The organism is Streptomyces coerulescens, from assembly GCF_042657965.1.
In the GTDB taxonomy this organism is placed as follows: Bacteria; Actinomycetota; Actinomycetes; order Streptomycetales; family Streptomycetaceae; genus Streptomyces; species Streptomyces coerulescens.
In genome coordinates, this window is the sequence record NZ_JBHSKM010000028.1 from 106,515 (window position 1) to 126,453 (window position 19,939).

The 19,939-nt window shown below is 71.7% G+C and carries 21 protein-coding genes and 1 pseudogene; all 22 read left to right on the forward strand.

Going from position 1 to position 19,939, the window contains the following annotated elements; all coding sequences use genetic code 11:
* The first annotated feature begins 53 nt into the window (after positions 1 to 53).
* The 22 genes and pseudogenes from ACFPQ9_RS34145 (at position 54) to ACFPQ9_RS34250 (ending at position 19,690) form a co-directional block, all read left to right on the forward strand.
* A complete protein-coding gene (locus tag ACFPQ9_RS34145) occupies positions 54 to 1,526 on the forward strand; it encodes an SCO6880 family protein (protein ID WP_380862138.1) in 1,473 nt (490 codons plus the stop codon).
* A gap of 60 nt (positions 1,527 to 1,586) precedes the next feature.
* Positions 1,587 to 2,063: a DUF6238 family protein gene (locus ACFPQ9_RS34150; protein ID WP_380862140.1), complete on the forward strand. Its 477-nt coding sequence runs from the start codon at positions 1,587 to 1,589 to the stop codon at positions 2,061 to 2,063.
* A 24-nt stretch (positions 2,064 to 2,087) separates the two neighbouring features.
* On the forward strand, positions 2,088 to 2,630 hold the full coding sequence (locus ACFPQ9_RS34155; protein WP_380862142.1) for a hypothetical protein: 543 nt from the start codon (positions 2,088 to 2,090) through the stop codon (positions 2,628 to 2,630).
* A gap of 46 nt (positions 2,631 to 2,676) precedes the next feature.
* The gene (locus ACFPQ9_RS34160) at positions 2,677 to 4,200 is read left to right on the forward strand and encodes a VirB4 family type IV secretion system protein (protein ID WP_380862144.1); all 1,524 of its coding nucleotides are present in this window, start codon (positions 2,677 to 2,679) and stop codon (positions 4,198 to 4,200) included.
* Between the two features lie 370 nt (positions 4,201 to 4,570).
* A complete protein-coding gene (locus tag ACFPQ9_RS34165; protein ID WP_380862146.1) occupies positions 4,571 to 5,596 on the forward strand; it encodes a hypothetical protein in 1,026 nt (341 codons plus the stop codon).
* A 288-nt stretch (positions 5,597 to 5,884) separates the two neighbouring features.
* Positions 5,885 to 6,055, forward strand: coding sequence for a hypothetical protein (locus ACFPQ9_RS34170; RefSeq protein WP_380862148.1), 171 nt, complete (start codon positions 5,885 to 5,887; stop codon positions 6,053 to 6,055).
* A 680-nt stretch (positions 6,056 to 6,735) separates the two neighbouring features.
* Positions 6,736 to 7,014 carry a hypothetical protein gene (locus ACFPQ9_RS34175; protein ID WP_380862150.1) on the forward strand — a complete coding sequence of 93 codons (279 nt, stop codon included), beginning with the start codon at positions 6,736 to 6,738 and terminating at the stop codon, positions 7,012 to 7,014.
* Positions 7,015 to 7,333: 319 nt separating this feature from the next.
* Positions 7,334 to 7,816 carry a hypothetical protein gene (locus ACFPQ9_RS34180; protein ID WP_380862152.1) on the forward strand — a complete coding sequence of 161 codons (483 nt, stop codon included), beginning with the start codon at positions 7,334 to 7,336 and terminating at the stop codon, positions 7,814 to 7,816.
* A 15-nt stretch (positions 7,817 to 7,831) separates the two neighbouring features.
* A complete protein-coding gene (locus ACFPQ9_RS34185) occupies positions 7,832 to 8,377 on the forward strand; it encodes a hypothetical protein (RefSeq protein WP_380862154.1) in 546 nt (181 codons plus the stop codon).
* A gap of 60 nt (positions 8,378 to 8,437) precedes the next feature.
* Positions 8,438 to 9,166: a glycosyltransferase family 2 protein gene (locus tag ACFPQ9_RS34190; protein ID WP_380862248.1), complete on the forward strand. Its 729-nt coding sequence runs from the start codon at positions 8,438 to 8,440 to the stop codon at positions 9,164 to 9,166.
* Positions 9,167 to 9,835: 669 nt separating this feature from the next.
* Positions 9,836 to 10,261 (forward strand): hypothetical protein, encoded by a 426-nt coding sequence (locus ACFPQ9_RS34195; RefSeq protein ID WP_380862156.1) that lies wholly within the window; start codon positions 9,836 to 9,838, stop codon positions 10,259 to 10,261.
* Between the two features lie 39 nt (positions 10,262 to 10,300).
* Positions 10,301 to 10,759, forward strand: coding sequence for a hypothetical protein (locus ACFPQ9_RS34200; protein WP_380862158.1), 459 nt, complete (start codon positions 10,301 to 10,303; stop codon positions 10,757 to 10,759).
* Positions 10,756 to 11,888 (forward strand): annotated as a pseudogene (locus tag ACFPQ9_RS34205) (hypothetical protein). The gene ACFPQ9_RS34200 and the pseudogene ACFPQ9_RS34205 overlap by 4 nt, the downstream one beginning before the upstream one ends.
* 431 nt (positions 11,889 to 12,319) lie before the next feature.
* Positions 12,320 to 12,541 (forward strand): hypothetical protein, encoded by a 222-nt coding sequence (locus tag ACFPQ9_RS34210; RefSeq protein WP_380862160.1) that lies wholly within the window; start codon positions 12,320 to 12,322, stop codon positions 12,539 to 12,541.
* Positions 12,542 to 12,736: 195 nt separating this feature from the next.
* On the forward strand, positions 12,737 to 13,879 hold the full coding sequence (locus ACFPQ9_RS34215) for an AAA family ATPase (RefSeq protein WP_380862250.1): 1,143 nt from the start codon (positions 12,737 to 12,739) through the stop codon (positions 13,877 to 13,879).
* Complete coding sequence (locus ACFPQ9_RS34220) at positions 13,876 to 15,675, forward strand: hypothetical protein (protein ID WP_380862162.1); 1,800 nt, start codon at positions 13,876 to 13,878, stop codon at positions 15,673 to 15,675. Before ACFPQ9_RS34215 ends, ACFPQ9_RS34220 begins: the two co-directional genes overlap by 4 nt.
* 34 nt (positions 15,676 to 15,709) lie before the next feature.
* Positions 15,710 to 16,207: a hypothetical protein gene (locus ACFPQ9_RS34225; protein WP_380862164.1), complete on the forward strand. Its 498-nt coding sequence runs from the start codon at positions 15,710 to 15,712 to the stop codon at positions 16,205 to 16,207.
* A 100-nt stretch (positions 16,208 to 16,307) separates the two neighbouring features.
* Entirely contained in the window at positions 16,308 to 16,733 is a 426-nt protein-coding gene (locus tag ACFPQ9_RS34230) for a hypothetical protein (RefSeq protein WP_380862166.1), read from the forward strand.
* The gene (locus tag ACFPQ9_RS34235; protein ID WP_380862168.1) at positions 16,730 to 17,575 is read left to right on the forward strand and encodes a relaxase/mobilization nuclease; all 846 of its coding nucleotides are present in this window, start codon (positions 16,730 to 16,732) and stop codon (positions 17,573 to 17,575) included. The genes ACFPQ9_RS34230 and ACFPQ9_RS34235 overlap by 4 nt, the downstream gene beginning before the upstream one ends.
* Positions 17,576 to 17,588: 13 nt before the next feature.
* Positions 17,589 to 18,035, forward strand: a complete 447-nt coding sequence (locus ACFPQ9_RS34240) for a hypothetical protein (RefSeq protein ID WP_380862170.1) — start codon at positions 17,589 to 17,591, stop codon at positions 18,033 to 18,035.
* A 272-nt stretch (positions 18,036 to 18,307) separates the two neighbouring features.
* Complete coding sequence (locus ACFPQ9_RS34245) at positions 18,308 to 19,066, forward strand: hypothetical protein (RefSeq protein WP_380862252.1); 759 nt, start codon at positions 18,308 to 18,310, stop codon at positions 19,064 to 19,066.
* Between the two features lie 348 nt (positions 19,067 to 19,414).
* Positions 19,415 to 19,690, forward strand: a complete 276-nt coding sequence (locus ACFPQ9_RS34250) for a hypothetical protein (protein ID WP_380862172.1) — start codon at positions 19,415 to 19,417, stop codon at positions 19,688 to 19,690.
* Positions 19,691 to 19,939: the final 249 nt, after the last annotated feature.

The window sequence follows — 19,939 nt, forward strand, 5'->3', positions numbered from 1 at the left end:
GTGCACACCACCTCCCGCCCCCGGATTCCACCCGCGCCACCAGGACCCGCCCCTTGACTGATCTCTCCGTCGCCCCCGTCACGGTGAAGTTCCCGCACCGGTCCCGCCGCGGCATCCTCCTCGGCTTGAGCCTGCCCCAACTCGTCCTCGTTTCGTGCACGTTGGCGCTGCTGCTGATGACGGTGATCTCCACCGGACTGCTCGGCGCCGTCGCCCTGGCCCCGCTGTGGGCGGCGGTCGCCGCGCTCGTCGCGATCCGCCGGCACGGCCGCTCCCTGATCGACTGGGCGCCCATCGTGGCCCGCTACGCGCACCGCCGCCGCAGCGGCCAGACTCTCTGGCTCGCCCGGCCCGTCACCCGGCCCCGCCAGGACGGCATCCTCCACCTGCCCGGCACCGCTGCCTCCCTGCGCGTCGTCACGCCCGGCGACTCCGCCAACGGCGCCGCCGCCGTCCACGACCCGCACCACCAGACCCTGACCGCCGTCGCCCGCGTCTCCAGCAGGGCCTTCGCTCTCCTCGACCCGGGTGCCCAGAACCACAACGTGGCCGGGTGGGGGCGGGCCCTGGCGGGCATCGCCCGCACCGGACACATCGCCACCGTGCAGGTCCTGGAACGAACCGTCCCGGACAGCGGCGACGCCCTCGCCCGCCACTGGGCCCATCAGGGCCGCCCCGAGGCTCCCGTCGCCGGGCAGGTCTACAGCGAGCTGGTCGCCTCCGCAGGACCGGCCGCCGCCCCGCACGAGACGTACCTGGCGATCTCCCTCGACCTCAAGGCCGCCAAGCGCTTGATCTCCCAGGCCGGAGGCGGACTGCCCGGCGCCTTCACCGTCATGCAGCAGACCACCGCCGCCATCGCCCAGGCCGTGCGCAGCGCCGGACTGATGGTGACCGGCTGGCTCACCGCGCGCGAGATCGCCGCCGTCATCCGCACCGCCTACGACCCGGTGGCGCTGTCCGCGCTGCAGCAGTGGTCGGAGTCCGGGCGTGCCGAGGCAGCCCTCGCCGCCGCCGGCCCGGTGGTCCAGGTCGAGGAGTACGACCGGCTTACCACCGACTCCGCCCGGCACGCCACCTACTGGGTCGAGGACTGGCCCCGCACCGAAACCTCGGCCGGATTCCTGCACGGCCTCATGTTCACCGCCGGGGTCCGCCGCACCCTCTCCCTCATCTACGTGCCGCAAGGGCTCGAGTCCGCGATGCGCGACGTGCAGCGCAAGAAGGCGGCGATCATCGCCGACGCCAACGAGCGCGCCCGCCGCGGACAGGTCGACTCCGAAGCCGACTCCGTCGAGTACGCGGACGTCAAGGTCCGCGAGCGCCAGCTGATCGCCGGTCACGCCGACGTCGCGCTGACCGGACTGCTGACCGTGTCCGCCGAGACCGACGCCCTCCTCGACGCCGCGTGCGCGCAGATCGAGACCGCCGCCGTCACCGCCCAGGTCGACCTGCGGCGCCTGAACTTCCAGCAGCCCGACGCGTTCACGCTCGGCGCCCTCCCGCTCGCCCGCACGGCCCTGTAATCCCCGCACTCCGGCACCCGCCGACGTCCTGCCACCACGGCAGGAAGGAACTCTCCCCCTTTGACCTCTGCCCTTCCCGTCGGTGACGCGTACCCGTACCTGCGGGCCGCCAGCGCCGGCATCCGCCACCACGCCCGCACTCTCACCCCACGCACCCAGTACACCGCTGCACCCGCGGATCGCGTGCATCTCGACGTGCTGCACGCCCATCTGACCGCGCTGCACCAGCTGCTCGACCAGCTCGCCGAATACACCCGGCCCCCGCACCCCGCCGCCAGCCGCCACCTCGCCACCGCGCACACCCGGCTGTGGCAGGCCGCCGCCTCCGTGCACGACGCCTTCCACCTCCTGCCCGTCGCGGACAAGCCCACGGCAGACACGGACAACGGCTGCCACCCCGAGCGCCTCCCCGAAGGGCCGCCCGTCCTGACCATCTGCCAGCGCCACCTCGCCGCCGGCCACGTCGTACGGCGCAAGACCACCCCGAGCGACCTCAACACCCCGCTGCACGGCCACACCACCACCTGCAGCCAGTAGCCCCCACCATCGAAAGGCCCTGAAATGCGCGCCCTGAAGCGCTCTGCCTCCACCGCCGTCATACTCGCCGCGCTCGCCGGCACTACCGCCCTGTCCACCGCGGCCCCGGCATCCGCCGCCAGCTACCACTGCACGACCAGCAGCCACAGCGTCGACGACCCGAGCTACAACGGACCCGACTCCGACAACTGGGACCTCGACGTCACGCTCTGCGCCATGCGATCCGGCGGCTACATCTACACCAACGCCACCGTGTACTGGGACGGCCCGTACACCGCCAAGAACCGCAACACCTACACCTTCAACAACGCCAAGCTCCAGCTCCAGACCAAGAAGAGCGTCAGCGGCACAGACCCGGTCGTGAAGTCCGCCGCCTACAACGGACTTGAGTACGCGCTCGAACACAGCAGCATGCACGGCAACGGCTCCTACTCGACCGGAACCCTCAATTACAAGGCGGGCTCCGGCAGCCGCTACCTCGCCGACGGCTACATCCAGCTGGACTGGTCCGGCGACGGCAAGAGCTACCTGAAGCCGATTCTGTTCACAGCCTCACCGGTCGTCTGACCCCTCACCGCGTCCAGACCGCCGCCTACGGGAAGGCCGCCCTGCTATGAGCCACCGGCCCGCGCGCCGAGCACGCCGCGCCAGCGCCAGCCCCCTGTTCACCCCGCACGGCACCGACCGCGCCGCCCGCAAAGCCGCCCGCCGACAGCTCGCCGAGGCCGCCGCGAAGGCCCGCGTCGAAGCAGCCGCCCACCCCAGCGTCGGCGTCGGCGTCGGCGTGGAGGAACAGGAGATGCCGCCACCCGTCTTCCCGCCCGCTGGACGGCCCGGCCCCGCATCGTCCCGCAACAACAGGCTCAAGCTGCCCGCACACCGCATGACCACCGCCACCGCTTCCGGGGCGTACCCGTTCCTCGCTGAAGGCGGCCTGGGCGCCGAGGGCATCTACATCGGCCGCGACGTCCACGCCGAAGCCTCGTTCTGTTTCGATCCGTTCGCGCTGTACGGGAAGGTCGAGGGCTTCACCAACCCCAACGTGCTGCTGGCCGGCGTGATCGGCCAGGGCAAGTCGGCGCTCGCGAAGTCCTTCGCGCTGCGGTCGATCGCCTTCGGCTACCGGGTCTACGTTCCGTGTGACCCGAAGGGCGAATGGACGCCCGTGGCACAGGCGTTGGGCGGCACCTCGATCGCGCTCGGGCCGGGTCTGCCAGGAAAGCTGAACCCTCTGGACGCGGCGCCGCGGCCCGACAGCGTCGCCGAAGCCGACTGGGCGGGCGAGGTCCGCAAGCGCCGGCTGCTGCTGCTCGGCTCGCTGACCCGCACCGTGCTCGGGCGGGACTTGCTGCCGATGGAGCACACCGGCCTCGACGTCGCTCTGGACTCCGTCGTCACCCGCGTTGCCGCGACCGGACGCACCCCGCTGCTCGGCGACATCGCCGCCACCCTCAACAACCCCAACGAACTCGACCGGGCCGCCGGGCTGATGTCCGGCCGCCTCGGCGACGCCTCCCGCGACCTGGCCCACGCCATGCGCCGCCTGGTCCACGGCGACCTGGCCGGCATGTTCGACGCACCCAGCACGGTGGCCTTCGATCCCAACTCGCCGATGCTCACCATCGACCTGTCCCGCCTGGGCGGCTCCGGCGACGACACCGCCTTGGTCCTGGCGATGACCTGCGCCTCGGCGTGGATGGAATCCGCCCTAACCGACCCGGGCGGCGGCCGGCGCTGGATCGTCTACGACGAGGCATGGCGTCTGATGCGCCACCCCGGCCTGCTGCAGCGCATGCAGTCTCAGTGGAAGCTGAGCCGTGGCCTGGGCATCGCGAACCTCATGGTGATCCACCGGCTGTCCGACCTGCTCACCGCCGGGGACGCCGGATCCCGCGGGCGCGCCCTGGCCGAAGGGCTGCTCGCCGACTGCTCCACCCGCATCATCTACCGCCAGGAGACCGACCAACTCCACACCGCAGCAGCCCTGCTGGGCCTGACCTCGGTGGAGACCGAAGCCATCTCCCACCTCAACCGCGGGCGGGGGCTCTGGCGGGTCGCCGGACGATCTTTCATCGTCCAGCACCTCCTTCATCCGCATGAGCTGTCCCTCTTCGACACCGACGCCCGCATGCATTGAAAAGGTAGGCGAGTTCACTCTCCGACTGACGGATTCTCCCTTCCCCTGCCACTTCATCAGGGGCCACCGACGAAATGGGCTGACCGGCGATATGGCTCCGGTCACGTGTGTGGGATCCCGAGCTCCGTGGATGCAGTTCGCGGCCGGGTTTGCGGTGCGCCACGGTAACTCGTAACACCCGCATGGAAGTAGTACGTGGCGACGCACCGCGCGTGTGGACGGACATCCATGCGGCGATCGTGGACCTGCTCGCGGGCCATCTGCCGGCGATGGACCGGCGGTAGGGCTCTCCCGGGTGGCGCCCGTGCCGGAGCTCATCGTGGGGCGGCCACGAGGGCCGTTGTCAGAGGCGATTGGCAAGATTGCGGCCATGAATGTCACTCCTGTCACTCCGCCACGGCCGATCGACGTTGTCGCGGTCTTGCCCCAACTGGCCCCGCTGGCCCGCACGGCGACCCGCCTGCACCCCCGCCCTGGGGCGCCGACGTGGCACGACAGCTCGATCGGCGGGCCGCTGCTGTGGCCCGCCGAGGAGCCGTGGCCGCACTGCGAGGAACCGCATGTGGTGGACGGCATCACCCCAGCCCAGTCCCCGGCGGATCTGCGGCTGGAACGACGGATCTTCGCCGCCTCGCACGGCCGGGACCTGACTCCGGAGGAACGGGAGACTCTCGAACGGATCCGGCCCCCGCAGACGTATCCGGTGAGACCGGCGGTCCAGTCGTACGACGACCCCATAGCGATGCTGCCCGTCGCGCAGCTGTACGTACGGGATGTGCCCGATCTGAGCCCGCCGGAGGGCAAGGACCTGCTGCAGGTTCTGTGGTGCCCCTTCGATCATCCGATCATGCCCAGGACCCTGCTCTTCTGGCGTTCGGCAGCCGCCGTCACCGACATCCTCGACACGCCCCCTGAGCCGCCCGCAGTGCAGTTCGACGGCTATCTACCGGAACCGTGCGTGCTCGAACCGGAGCAGATCACCGAGTACCCCGACCATCTGGAACTGAGCGAAGAACTGCAGGAGCAGCTCAAGCAGTGGAGTGTGCCGCAGGCAGCAGAGGAAGACATGGACCCGGACACGTACTACGACTGTGTGCTGTCCAACGCACCCGGCTGGAAGGTCGGCGGCTGGCCCGCCTGGAACTCCACCGACCCCAGCCCGCAGCCCTGCTCAGAGTGCGGCACCGGCATGGAGGTCCTGATGACCGTCGCCACGTTCGAGGAAGGGGACGACGCCGGGAACAGCTGGTCTCCGCACCCCCACCCCGGTGCTGGACCGTACCCCGGCCACCGCGGCTACAACGCGACCGGGGTCCAGATAGGCAGCGGCTACCGGCAGCACCTGTTCGTCTGCCCGGCGAAGCCCGAGCATCCGCACATCGAGTTGATGACGTAGCCCGTCCGCGCTGTGCAGCCGGGGCGTCACGGTGCGGGCATGCCGTGACGCACATCGGAGGCCCTCCGCGACGCGGTAAAGGAACTCGACGACCACCTCGACTTCCACCGCTTCTTCCCCGCGCCCTCTGACCGCGAAAGCCCTGTGCCGCCGCCCAAACCGAGCGGTCGCCACCGCTGACCGGGCCGCCCCCACCCCTTCACAAGGAGTCCCCTGAACCGCCCCGCCCACTTCAGCGACGCCGACTGGGCCGAGTACCAGCAGTGCCAGGCCGAGCACGACGACCTCATGGCGCAGATCGCCGACCGCGAAGCCCACCTGGAACACGACCTGATCGCCGCCTACGACGAGTACGAACTCGATTTCAGTCCGGTGCCGAAGCCGGAAGCCACCCCCGCTCGCCCCACGCCTCCGCCAAGCCGTACGCCGACCTCCCCCAGGAGGAGCCGTGGCCGCTGACGGCGCGAATACCCCAGACGCCCGCCGCGCCGCTTTGCTCACGCCCATGCCCGACCATCGCAACGTGGACACGCCGTGGTGGCAGGAGCTGTGGCGCCGCCACGCGCACATCACCACACCGCTGCGAGAGCGCGGGCTGGAGTGCGACATCGAGTTCGGCCTCAGCGCCTACATCGTGCGCGTAGCACTCCCCGACGACAGCTACCTGATCATCAGCCCACCACAGGAGCCGCCCTGCGACCGTCCTCCAGGGGACACTGAGGGGTGGATCGTGACCCGCCAGCATCCCGACGAACAGGCGCTGTTCGAAGTGATCTACGACTCGGCTCCCTCCGCCGACCCCAGTGCCTCCGAGCGGCCCGAAGCCCGTCACGGCGGCAACGCCACGCACCTGATCGAGGCGATCGACCAGCGGCTCATCCAACTCGGACTGGTGCCCGCTGTCTCCTCATCCACCGCAGCCCAGGCAGCAGCCCGGTCCGGGAAGGCTACGGCGCTGACTGACGCATCATCACCGACCGCCGCGGAAACCGACCTGCCCGGTCGCCCCAACACACCCGCCGCCACGAACTCCGCAGCCCACGCCGTCCGCAGCCTCACCGAACGGCTGAACGCGGCCCGCTCGTACAACGAAGCCGCCTGCCCATCTCCTCGACCAGGTCCTGGACCCGGCCTCGGGCGTGCTCGAACACCTCGCAGATCTCTTCGAAGCAGCGGGCAAAACCGCCAAGTCCTCCGAGCGCCAGGACGGCTACGACCTCCATCATGACCTGCGCACCGCCGAGATCACGCTGCGCCGACTCGGCGAAGACCTGCACGTGGCCGTCGAACGGATGCAGGCCCTCGCCGCCCCTCAGCGCCGAAGCTGGCAGGAAGCCGTCGCCGACTACTACGGCACGGCCCGAATCACGCCCGCTCTGCCGCCGCCTCCCGCACGTGCCGCCGGCCGTGCTCCCTGACACCCCCCCCGAGATCCCATGCCCCAGCCCCACGTCCTGTCCGCCTTCGCCACCGCACTCACCGAGCACCTGCCTGTAGAGTGGTACCGCAAGTACGAAGGCTTCCCCCCTCCCAAGGGCCACCGACCGGTAGCCGACCGGGGTCTGGGACTGCGGTCCCAGTCGTTCGGCACTCCTCGACTTTCCCGATACCCCCGTCGCGCTCCTCCACGGGCCAGATGACGAACTGCTCTGCGTCATCGAACGCCCCCGTTACCCCCGCCAGTAACTGGTCGCCCCGCTCAAGCCCGAGGGGTTCAAGCCGCACCACTTCCGCGACGTGGACGGTCCCGGCGGCATCGCCGTACGCAACGACCCAGTCCGGGCCGCCGCCGCGGTCGCGCGTCGAGTGCTGCCCCGCTTCCCCCGGGCTCTGGACGCGGTCCACCAATGCCCCCGCGACGAGCCCGAGCGACAACACCGTCCCGCCGCACCGGAGGTCGCTGAGACGCTCACACTGGTGTGGTACCCGGACGGCGTCGTGGGAGCTCCGTACGCGAGTGTGCGTGCCGAGGCCCGCACTGTGCTGTACAGCTGCTACTTCCAGTACAGCCCGCACGAGGCCGCGTTCGTCCTGCCCGCCTCCTACAGCACCAGCGACCGCGCCCTGCTGATCCATGCCGCCGTCTGGCTCCTCACCGCCCAGAGCATCGGGGTCAACTTCCGCCACGCCACCCCCGCCGAGCCCCGACCTTCCCGCCCAGCGGTGGCATCGCCCGGCATGCCGCCCCCCGCGGCAGCACCGGCCGCCGCGCGGCGATAGGCCCCAGGCGCTGCCGTGCAAAGTCTGTCGCTGTCCGCCCCTGATGAGCGGATGCTGCTGCACGATGTTGCCGACCGGCTTAACACCGTCGCTGACCAGCTCCCGCTGACCGACCAGATCCGCCCGGATCCGGCCCTGAGCGAGATCCTGGACGACGAGGTCCGTCACCTGGCCCGCCTGCTGGGCTACTTGGTCGGAGAGCATGCGTTCCGTCACCGGGCCGCCGCCCGCTCCCCCACCCAGGTCACGGCCGCCCAGCGCCGCACCAGCCTCGCACTCGCCCGGGCAGCCGAACCCTCCGCTGCCGCACTCGCCGCCCTCGGCGCCGCCGTCCACCACCTCGGCCAGCTTGCCGACCTCACCCACCAAGCCCCCGGGCCCGCCCGGACGCAGGCACATACCTCCGCGTACCAAGGGCTCGTGGACCGGCTAGGCGAGAGCCGCACCTGCCTCGCTCGCGCCGCGAAGCAACTCCGTGCCGCCGCCGACACCCGCCCAGCGCCGCCAGTCACCGCGCTGCCACCGCCGACGGCCACGGCGACCTCATCCCCTTCCCGCTAGCCTCTAGTTCGCCGGAGCATCCTCATTCCTCTGCACTCCCCCGCCAAGGTCACGGTCGTCATCGCCACCCAGCTCCGGCCCGACCGGCTCCCCTATCTGATGACCATGCACGAGAGCCTCACCCGCCAGAGCGTGCCCTGGGAGGCGGTGATCGCCCTCGACGGCGCCGATCCCGCCCGCCTGCCCGCCGCGCTCTCCGACGACCCACGCGTGAGCGTCCTCGCTCTGCCGCGGCCGGTCGGCGCCGCCTGCGCCCGCAACCTTGCCCTCGACGACGTGCGCACCGAGTACGTCAACTGGGCTGACGATGATGACGAGTTCACCGACGACGCCATGTCCGTACGGCTGAACACCCTGGAATCGACAGGGGTCGGCTGGTGTGCGGGATGGAGCGAGGACCAGCACCCCGACGGCTCGACCACCCTGTGGCGATGCCCTACCCCGCCCGGCCGGCACGAGGCCGGTGACGTGTGGATGTACTGGAAGTCCCCGGCGGACACCATCCCTATCGGGCCGACCACGATCCTCGCCCGCACCGACCTCGTACGCGCCGCGCCGATGGGCGGCCTCGTCCAGGGCGAGGACTACTGCGCGGCCCTCGGCGTGACCGCTCTCGCGCCCGGAATCCTGCTGCCGGTGCCCGTGTACAGATACCGCAAGTGGAACGGGCAAATGACGGCCCAGGCCGGGTACGACCAGCTGGAGGCGGCGGCCCGGGAGCACGCCTGGGCCTACGGCCGCAGCCTGCGCGCCGTCCTGCGCCGCGGCGAGGACCAGGTCCATGGCTGAGGCGCAGATCATCCTGTCGCACAGACGGGAGTCGGGCCTGGTCGCCATCGCCTCCGGCGAGCAGTACCCGTGGTCGCACACCGCCCTCGCCGAGAGCGGCTTCAGGCGGGACAACGACGGCGTCTGGCACCTGCCCGCGGACGGCAACGGGACCACCGTGGTCGATCTGGTCACGTGCGCGAAACGGCACCGCACCAGCGTCCACGAGCAGCCGGCACTTCATCGGCGATGCCGCCCGCGACCTCGCCCGCCAGCTACCCGGCACGTGGAACACGTCGGTCGAGATCTACTCGCACCCCGCCCGGCAGGAAGACCTCGTGCCCTGGATCTGGGACAGCGGCGAACTCGGCCGCGCCCTGCAGAGCGAGCGAATCCCCTACGCCGCCACGCTCACCGACACGGTGCACGGCACCATGCTGCTGTTCGTCGAACGCCCAGGGCATCAACTCGACTACCTGATAGGCGCCTTCGCCCGGAAGGGCTCGAAGAGGGCTACGGCGATCCGCACGCGCCGCGCAGTATCGTCCTGCCGCCGTTCGCCGCACGAGCGGCCCAGACGTCGCCAACCGGTACCTGCCCTCCTACGAGCAGGCCGTCCACGCCCGCCGGACCTCGGCCGTCGCCGCCGCACTCGGGAGCATCCGCTCCGAACACGACACCTGGCAGACCATGGTCGCCTCCAGCCGCCACAGCGACGCCACCCCGCTCAGCGCCGCCGCCCTCGGCACCGCGACCGAGGAATTCCTCGACCACGCCTGGCGCCGCTTCCTCACCGTCGTCGACCACGCCCCGACTCTGATCGACCGGTGCCGTCCCGCCAGCAGCCTGTGGCCCGACGACGCCGCGACGCTGTCCCGCCTGGCCGACGCCATGACCGATGCCGAGAGCCTGCTCGACGAGGTGCTCCACAGCGGTCCTGTGCCGTCGCAGGAGCGCAATGCCCGTGCGTGGCCGGCCATCGAGACCTGGCTCACCGACCAGGAGATCTTCCTGCGCCAAGCCCGTGTGAGCGCACCCCACCGCCGCCCGGCCCTCCCCGTCGCCGCGCCGGTCCGCCCCCTTACCGCGGCCCGTCCCGCGCACCGCAGCCACTGACAGCCTCCGCCCCGACAACGTGAGGAGAACCCCGCCCCCTTGCAACCCGGCACCCACTTCGCCTTCGGCACCCACGACACGCACGGCTTCGTCGCCTCGTTCACCTCCTCCATGCCCGCGCACCTCGCCCACTGGTACCTGGAGCGCGAGCAGTTCGAGCCCGTCCCCGGTGAGCCCGGGCTGTACCGGCTCAGCGAGCCCGAGCGCGACGGTCCCCGCCGGACCCGCCAGGCCGTCCACGATCTTCGCCGCCACGGCTACATGGTGCAGGCCGACATGCGCCTCGACCCGGCCGTCTCCGCCGGCCCACCAGGCCCGGTCCTGCCGAACGGACTCCAGGAACGCCGCCGCCGTCTCGCCCAGGCCGCCGCCGGCCGAACGACGCAGCGCACCACACCGCCCACCACCTCCGCGGCTGCCGCCCGGCCGATCCCGCCGAAGCCCGCCTATGCGCCGACCGTCCACCTGACGGCCTCGGGCGGCGAGCGGTCACGATGACGCCCGCAAACAACCCGCCCCCCGACGGCCCCCTGCCGGTGGCACCCGAACTCGCCAACGGTGCCCGCGACTTCCGGCTGCGGATGGCGGTCATCGACCGCGAGACCGAAACGGCGCTCGACATGACACGCGACCGCTACGGCATCACCGTCCACCCAAGCGCCGCGGCAGCCGCACGAGCCCACCGCGACAAGGCAGCGGTGGAGGCGTACACCACCCACCTCGCCCCGCACGCCGACGCTCTGCTCAACGCCGCCCGCCGCGCGCTCGACGAACTGCCGCCCACCCGGCATCTGGCTGGGTGGCGGACCGTGCTGGACGGCCTGGCCGCCTCCGCCACCGAGATCCGCCAAGCACTCGACCGGCCAGCCGCCCCCGGCTCCCCGGCCGAACGCGCGCAGCACTCGGCCCTGTGGCCGCACCTCGCCTCGTGGGCGGATCACGGCATCATCGCCAGCAACCTCGCCGACCAGAACCAACACCAACACCACAAGGCCCCGCTGACCGAAGAGGAACAGCGGATGTGGACCGAGAGGGCCCAGGCCGCGCAGCAGCGAGGCGAGCTGGAGCTGACCGAGTCCTGGTACGCCGCCGACGGGCGGCCGATCACCCTCGCCTACCTCGTCGAAGACGACGACTCGACGCTGGTCGCGCTGCGAGGGGACCCGGACGCACCGGGCTGGCAAGTGATCGGTCACTACGCCCACGAATACCCAGGTTCAACCGCCCAGTGCCGGCCCCGGAGGTGTCGCTGCAGGAACTCATCCGCGACGTCGTCGAAGGCCGGACCGCGGGTGACGCGTCCGACGCACTTCTCGGCGCCGTCCAGCGCGGCTACAACGCGGGCCCGATGGTCCGTCTCCATGAACTCCTGGAGACGAGCGGCCAGTTCGCCAGCGCGCTGGAGACTGTGCAGGGCCGCCAGATCGCCGCCCGCCTCGCCGCGCTGGGCCGGCAGATCGAGTTCCTCACCCGCGAAGTCGAGGAGGCGGCCGAGGACCTCGGCGCGACCGTCGCCGTCCTGCCGCCGCACCGCACACCCGTGCTGCGCGTCCGCGCGCGCCCCGCCGTGGGCACCACACCACCCACGCCGCCGCCCCGCGCCAGCACGCCCGCCCACCACCGCTGAGCAGCCTCTAACCAGCGCTCCGCCCCGCCGGCGCGGCCTTCGCTCTCACCGTCCTTCTCGCCGCGCGCCGACGTCGCGGCCCCACCGGACACATGGAGCGCGGTCGGCAACGCCGCCCGCTCCGAGGCCGGCATCAGACACCTTGATCAGGGCGCGCCCCCTACTTTCCAGCCCTTTTGAGGAGATCCGTTATGGCCGTTGTTGGTACACCCGGCTATCGGAACGTGCGGAAAGGCGAGTCAGGTAGCTGCGGGGCGGTGAGGCCCGCCCTTGAGCATGTCGGCAGTCATTGCCCATCGTTCGTGGTCCAGCCACGCACCGTTGATGTGCTGGAAGCTCCGGGCCCGCCTCGCCTTCGCCCAACACCCCACCGCTTTCCCGCCACCACCGATACGAGATCCGCCTTGCCCGAAGCACCAGCAGAGCCGTTCATGACGATCCGGCATGCCATCACCGGCGAGATCACCACCACCGGCTACAACGCCGCCGCCCGGCGGATCCTGCTCCAGGCCGGCTTCGAAGAGACGCCAGGCTGCGCCTGCCGAGCGACGGAACCCGGTACGGAGCGGACGCACGGGCCTGCTCGGCAGCCAGCGAGCTGCTCGTCGCCGGCCATCCCGTGCCCCTGGGCCGAGCCCTCGGTCGGCCGGTGAGCGCCGACGGTACGCCCCGGTTGGCCCGGTCGCCGATGTCGGCACAGTCCGTGATCCGCTCCGAGAGCGGCCAGCCTCTCCAGCGCCTCGCCAACCCCGCCCGCACCCGCACCTGTTGAAGGGACCCCGTTTTTGACCATACCCGGAACGCCTACCAGTCCAGCGCGCACCAAGGGCGGCGAACTGCGTGCCAAGGTGGCCCGACTGCTGGCCGACCGGCCGGCGGACGCGCTCACCATCGGGGACATGGCCAGGCAGCTGGGCCACTCCCACGGCGCCGTCCGCAACGCCGCCCTCACCCTGGTGCGACGCGGCGAGGCCGACCAAGGCGGAACCGGACAACCGCAGTTCCGCGCGAACGCGAAAACCGCCGCAGCCGCGCAGACCGCTGTGATCAGCCCACCGGGCACCCATTCTCCCCGCGCCCAGGCGGCCACGGCCCGCACGACCATTTCCGCAGCAGCCGCGCCCAGGCAGACCGGCCCGATCCGCCGCGCGGGGGGCCAGCTCTACCACCCCCGGGAGCTGGCCGATCTGCCCGACGTCGAGGCGTTGAATCGCTTGCGCGACGCCGACGTGCCGGTGCTGCTCTACGGCCCTCCGGGCACCGGCAAGACGAGTCTGGTCGAGGCGGCGTTCCCGGACCTGCTCACCGTCGCCGGTGACGGCGACACCGCGGTCGGCGACCTGATCGGCGAGTACACACAGGACGACGCGGGAGGCTACGTCTTCCAGTACGGTCCGCTGGTCACCGCGATGACCGAGGGCCGCGCCCTGCTGATCGACGATGCCACCTTGATCTCACCGAAGGTCCTGGCGGCGCTGTATCCCGCGATGGACGGGCGCAGGCAGATCCAGGTCAAGGCCCACAAAGGCGAGACGATCAAGGCAGAGCCGGGCTTCTACGTGGTGGCGGGCCACAATCCCGGCGTCCACGGGGCGGTTTTGACGGAGGCGCTCGCGAGCCGGTTCAGCGTGCAGATCCAGATCGGCACGGACTATGACCTCGCCCTGGCGCTGAGGATCGATGCCCGGGTCGTCCGGGTCGCCCGACACCTCGCCCACCAGGTCGAACTTGGCGAGCTGGGCTGGGCCCCCCAACTGCGGGAGCTGCTCAGCTACCAGAAGGCCGAGGCCGTCCTCGGCACCAAAGCCGCGCTCGCGAACCTGGTCGGCATCGCTCCTGTGGAGGATCGCGACGCCGTCGCCGCTGCCGTCACCAAGGCCGTCGGCATCAAGAAGATCGCGCCCCTCACCCTCGGCAAGCAGCTCCCCTCCTCGGCCGTCCGGCAGCCCCCGGGCAGCGTCGGCTCCGCGCACCGGGGCCGCTCGCGATGAGCGCCCACCACCACGTCCAGTCCCCCGCCACCACGCCGGACGACGACGCAGACCTCGCGCGCTGGGACGACGACGGCGCCCCGCCCGCGCAACCCCGTTCCTCCCCGAACGCGTGGCTGCGCGTGGGAGCCGAACTCGGCGACCGGCTGGTCGCCCTCTCCGGCCGCCCAGACCTCCTCGTCACCTGCCGCCCCGGCACGCGCACCGGCGCACCGGCCGCGTACTTCCCCACCCTGGGCGAGGTCGAGTTCGACGCCGGCCTGTTCGCCCCGCTACAGCCCCACGAGATCCACCCGCGGATCATGGGCGACGAGGAGCGGTATCCCGCCGCCTGGGGAGTGTTCGTCCACGAGGCCGCGCACGCGGCCCACTCCGTCTGGACGGCGCCTGCCGGAGCGAACCCCCGTGTCGTCGAGGCCGCGCTCCTGCTGGAGGAGAGCCGTATCGAAGGCGCACACCTGATCACGCGGCCCACGGACCGCACGTACCTGCGTACCAGTGCCCGAACCCTGGTCATGCCCGACATCGCCCACCCCACCCTCCAGGGCATCGAGCACGCCGCCGCCGTGGCGGCCCTGGTCCTCGGCCGCCGTGACGTCGGCATCCTGGACGCCGGCGAGACCCGGGCCGTCGCCGATCTGTGCGAAAAGGTGCTGGGCGCAAACCTGCTGGCCACACTCACCCGCATCTGGACTGCAGCCCACCAGTGCGCCGACCACGACGCCACGACCATGCTCGCGCACGCTCAGAAATGGTGCGCCGCTCTGGACACCGCGGCCCCCGCCCTGCCCGTGCCGGAGAACCTCACCGATCTGCTGTCCGGCGCCGTGAAGGTCGTCATGGACAGCACGGCAGCCACCGACGCCGCCGACCTCGCGGCACAGGCCGCAGCAACCAACGCCATGGCCGCGCAGTCCAAGGCGCGGGCCAACGACCGCGCGCAGCAAGCCAGTCGGCGACGCCAGGCCGCCGCCACCGCGAGGTCCGTCTTCAACTCTGGCGGCGGCACCGTCAACCCTGACGGCACACCGGCGCCCTACAGCAACCCTGTCACCGGCACCCGCAGGCCCACCGCCGCCGAGAAGAGTGCCGCCGCGCGCCTCAGCCGCGCCCTGCGTGCCGCCGCCTACCGCGAGCGGACCGAGGAGCGGACCACCAGCCCCACCCCACCCGGCCGCCTCAACATGCGCGCGGCCCTCGCCCGCGACGCCCAGCGCGCGGCCGGATCGGTCCCCACCGCCGAACCGTTCACCCACACCCGCCGCCGGAACTCCCCCACCCCACCACTGCGTGTGGGTATCGCCGTCGACGTCTCCGGCTCCATGCGTGCCGCCTGCGCGCCCGTCGCGTCCGCCGCCTGGATCGTGGCACGCGCAGCAGCCCTGACCGACCCCGACTCCCTCACCGCCACCATCGCCTACGACACGCATCTGACCGCACTGACCCGACCCACCCACCGAGCACCGGAGCGCGTGACAACGTTCGGTGCCAACGGCAGCAGTCACAACCTCGCCAACGCCCTGGACGCGCTCGACCACGGCCTCGAACTCAGCCGCCCCGGCGCCGGCCGCCTCCTCGTGATCGTCACCGACGCGGTCTACACCCCCGACGAAACCGCTCAAGCCGTCACCCGCGTCAAGCAGCTCACGACCGCCGGCTGCGCCGTACTCCAGCTCACCCTCACCGCGAAGTCCCGCCACTTGCCGGGGACCACCTTGCTGCACCTTCCCCAGCCCTCCAGCGCTCCCGCCGCCATCGCCACGGCGGCCACAGACGCCATCCGCAGGACTCGCTGAGACGACCCAGAAGACAGAAAGCAGGAACAACCACGTGGCAGTCCGCACCACTTGGAAAATCGTCCACAGCTGTGGACACGAAGCGACGCACAACCTGTCCAACCGCCCCGCCGACCGGCGCGCCGGATACGCACGCTGGCTCGAAGGCCGCGACTGCACCGACTGCTGGAAGGCCGCGCGCGATTCCGACACGGAATCCAAGGAAGCCTGGCTCGCCGCCAAGCGCGCCGAGGAGCAGCAGGCCGCCCGCGCGTGGGCCGAGCAGTTCGACATGCCGCGGTTGGAGGGCCCGGCCAAGGCCCTGGACTGGGGCGAGCGCTCCCGCCACCAGCTGATGACGGCCGCGCACACCGCGCTGGTCGTGGAGGGGAGTTGGGACGAGGCGGACTGGGCGGAGCTGGAGGAGAAGGCCCGCTCGATCACCCGGGCCGGGTGGTGGATAGATCAGAGGGACGCAGAGGGGGCTGACGTGCTTGAACTCCTCGACGCCGCCACCGAGGCGGATCGCGGAACGGAGAACCCGTTCCGCTGACAGCGGGGGAACATAGCCGGGAAACGCCGGTTAGCCAAACCGGCATTCCTCCGGACCATTGTTCCTCCCACCCCGCCACCGATTGCGTGGAAGGAACCCCATGTCCCAGCCCCCGCCCGCCTCGGCCTTCGCGCCGACCCCCGATCCGCTCACCCCCGACCGGGACATCACCCACGCCCACTTCCAGGCCGGTGACACCGTCGTCGTCCTCAAGGGGGTGGCCAGCGGTGAACTGTGGGGAGACGCGATGCGCGTCGTCGCCCCGTCCTGGCACACCCCGACCGACGAGAACGGATGGCGGCTACGGGATGCGACCGGCGGCACCCAGTCCTACATCACCGGCCACCCCCGCTACCTCGTGCACCTCTCGCGCCGCTGCCCGGACTGCCTGATCTACCTGCGGGCCATGGAGGACACGCTCCTTGCACGGTTCGCCGGGCGCGACGAGCTGATCGACTGCGGCTGGTACACCACCACCGCTCTGGGCCAGCTCGTGCACATCGCCGATATCCGGGGTGGCCGGTGATCCCCCGTCTCCATGAGCGGACTTACACGCCGCACGACCCGCTCGCCGAGGCGCTGGGGCGGCCCATCTCGCCGATCGAGGGCCTGACGCAGTACACGGTCGTCGGCTACTGGCCGGGCCTTGAGTACTTCGCCCCGGACGACGAGCAGCGGACCTGGACGTCCGTCGAGTGGGCCGAGCACCTCGAAGGTCCGTGCCTGGCGCACCCGTTCGCCGTCAGCCCGGACGATGACCGGCGGCCCATCCTCCATCTCGACGTCCGCCTTCACCCGGACGACCGGGACCTGACCGGCCCCGAGTGGGCTGAAATCGCCCAACGGCTTGCGCGGGCCGCCGGCATCGAGATACCCGGCAAGGAGGACGGCTGCCGGTGGATCGCCGTTCAGGCCCAGTCAGGACGCCTCGACCTGATCGCGAACCTGATCCACCTCGACGGTGCATGGCATGCCCCGCCCGCAGACATCCTTCGGCGCCTTGCGGACGAGGCGCGCCGCATCGAGCAGGACCTCCACCTGATCCCCGTACGCACCGGACCCACGGCACGGCCCGCCCTCCGCCCGGCGCCCACGGCATCGGCCCAGCTCGCGAGCGTCCTCACGCATCTCGCCGACGAGCAGGCCGGCCCGCTGGCCACAGTCCGCGGACTCGTCGAGCACACCGCTCACCGGATCGCCCGCCAACCAGGAGCCGCCGGCACCGGCACGGCGCACCGCCTGGAGCTGATCGCCCGCCGCCTCTACGCCATCCAGCAGGACCTGGACAGCACCGCCGCTCACCTGGTCCAGCCCCGGGGCGCCGCCGTAGCGCCCGCCGCCCGGCACCCCGCCCACCGATCGCCGTAGGAGAATCGTCACTTTGCCCCTCGCCGACCGCTTCCTGGACATCCGCCGCGACCCGGACTCCGACGAACTCCTCGCCCGCGGCGGCGACTCCGAAGCCCACAGCATTCTCCAGCGCGCGGGTTTCATCGCCGTCGTCCGCCTCCACGAGACCTACCACCGCGTCCCCACCGGCCTCACCCAGGACGACGAGTCCCGTCTCGCCACTGATGCCGTCGCCCGCCTCCGGGCCATCGGATACCACGTCGACTGCGACACCGACTTCGACACCGACGCCCGTCCGGCCAGTTGCCTGCCGCTGGGCTCCTCGGTCGCCCATCTCGCCGAGCGCATTCGCGAGGCCACCACCACCCACGAGGCGGCCGACGCGCTGACCGAGCTGACCGCCGCCCACGACGGCATCCTCGCCGCGCTGGACGAAGTCCTCACCGCCACCGCCGACTTCCACGACGGACTCGGCTAAGCGGCCGACCCCTACATCGCCCGGCGGCTGCGCTACCTCGCCGACGAGTACCTCCGCGTCATCCGCACCGACCTCGCTCACACCCGCAACACGCTCGCCGACCGGCACGCTCAGCACCCCGGCCCCAGCACCTGCACCCGAGAGGTTCCCGCCACCGAAGGCGAGCGCTCCGCCGTGTGCGCCTGCCCGCCCCCACCAAGCACGCTCCCGGCCCCGCCGCCCTCGGTCGCCGCCGGACTGCGCCGCTGACCTCCACCTCGCCCAAGGACACCATGCACGACCACGACACCTCCGAGCGCCTCGCCTCGTACGCCGACGTCCTCGCCGGTGAACTCCCCGACACCTGGACCAGCCTTCACCTCCCGCCGGACGCCAAGGACGATCTCACCGAACTGGCCGACCGCATCTGGGACTTGGACCTGGTCGCCGCCTCACTCGCCGAGCACCCGATCCAGCAGGCCGCCGTCCTGAGCCGCCTCGACGGCGCCCAACTCGTCCTTCTGGACCGGCACGACGAACGCGACGGATTTCTCATCGCCGCCGTCGCCCCCGGCGCCCTGCCCGACGAGGCGTACCGCGCCGTGCCCGAGCCCAACGGCATCGCCCTGGCGGACGACCCGTTCCTGGGCGCCGGGCAGGTCGTTGGCGACCTGCTCGCCCGCTACGACAGCGCGCTCGCCCAGGTCCGGCACAACGCCCTGGGCGGCATCCAGCCCTCCCAGCCCGACCGGGTCGTCCTGACCTGGCAGCCGGACGGCAGCGTCGCCACCGCCCCCGCCGACGACCGAGCCGGATCGATCCTCGTCGCAGGCGGCTTCATCCAGGACCGGCAGAGCGGCATCTACCGCCTCAACGGCGACGACACCAGGGCGCAGGCGCGCGCCCTGCGTGAGATCGGCCCTCAGCTGGACGCGCTCGGCATCGGCACCGCCCTCCAGCACCCCGCAGGCCGCACCGCGCCCGTCTCCGCCCCGGCCTCCATACCGCCGGTCCCGGCCGGCAGCCGTACGCCGGCCACCAGGGCTCGATGAAGCAGTCGGAGCCCGAGTTCTGGGTGCTGGAGTACGTCACCATCACCCAGGACCCCCGTCGCCATCGGCGGTACCGAGAAGGCGGCGGACATCCTCCAGCGAACCGGCGGCTTCCTCTCCGCTGCCGGACCGCGTGGGGACTACCACCGGCTTCCCCACGGCCTCCCCGTCGAGCAGCAGCGCCTGCAGGCGACCACCGCCTCGCACGCCCTGCTCTCCGCCGGGCACAGCGTCCACCTCGACCCCGCCCTGAACGCGCTGGCCACACCAGACAGCGAACATGACGCGGCCCTGCGCTACCTCGCGAAGCTCGCTGAGCGGGCCTCTGCCTCCGAGACCAGCAGTGCGGTGGCCGAGGTGCTGACCGAGATCGCTGCCCCGGTCAACGGGCTGCTGCCCCTTACCAGGGACGTGGTGGTGCGGGCCTGGATCGCCGCCCGTGACCTCCAGGGGGCTGCCCACGGTGAGGAACCCGAACCCCTCGCACGGCTCAAGGACACCGCCATCTCGATGAGCCAGGCCGCCGACGTGATGCTGCGCGCCCGCAACCACGCCGCCCGCGCTCCGCAACCGGCACCGGCCGGCTCCCCCTCACGCCCCGCACCTGCCCGGCGCACCCCGTAAGACCGCCCGGGCGGCCCCGCCACCCCGCCGGGGCCGCCCACCGCACCGCTCGATCCACGGAGAAACCCGTAGCACCCCGCACACCCCCACCCATCAGCCACCGGCTCAAGCCCAGACTCGCGACCGCCCTGTTCCGCCGCTACTTGCGCGCCTGCATCCCGACCGGCCCCGACCGCGCCTCCCCGCTGGCCGGCGCCCGCCCGGAGGCCGTCCTCGCCGAGACCCGGCGCGTCGGACACCGCCGCCACC

Bases quoted from the DNA above. Each gene is read 5' to 3' on its own strand.
- ACFPQ9_RS34155 (WP_380862142.1), top strand. From the start codon at position 2,088: ATGCGCGCCCTGAAGCGCTCTGCCTCCACCGCCGTCATACTCGCCGCG.
- ACFPQ9_RS34165 (WP_380862146.1), top strand. From the start codon at position 4,571: ATGAATGTCACTCCTGTCACTCCGCCACGGCCGATCGACGTTGTCGCG.
- ACFPQ9_RS34230 (WP_380862166.1), top strand. From the start codon at position 16,308: ATGTCCCAGCCCCCGCCCGCCTCGGCCTTCGCGCCGACCCCCGATCCG.
- ACFPQ9_RS34170 (WP_380862148.1), top strand. From the start codon at position 5,885: ATGGCGCAGATCGCCGACCGCGAAGCCCACCTGGAACACGACCTGATC.
- ACFPQ9_RS34195 (WP_380862156.1), top strand. From the start codon at position 9,836: ATGGTCGCCTCCAGCCGCCACAGCGACGCCACCCCGCTCAGCGCCGCC.
- ACFPQ9_RS34245 (WP_380862252.1), top strand. From the start codon at position 18,308: ATGCACGACCACGACACCTCCGAGCGCCTCGCCTCGTACGCCGACGTC.
- ACFPQ9_RS34210 (WP_380862160.1), top strand. From the start codon at position 12,320: ATGACGATCCGGCATGCCATCACCGGCGAGATCACCACCACCGGCTAC.
- ACFPQ9_RS34220 (WP_380862162.1), top strand. From the start codon at position 13,876: ATGAGCGCCCACCACCACGTCCAGTCCCCCGCCACCACGCCGGACGAC.
- ACFPQ9_RS34160 (WP_380862144.1), top strand. From the start codon at position 2,677: ATGAGCCACCGGCCCGCGCGCCGAGCACGCCGCGCCAGCGCCAGCCCC.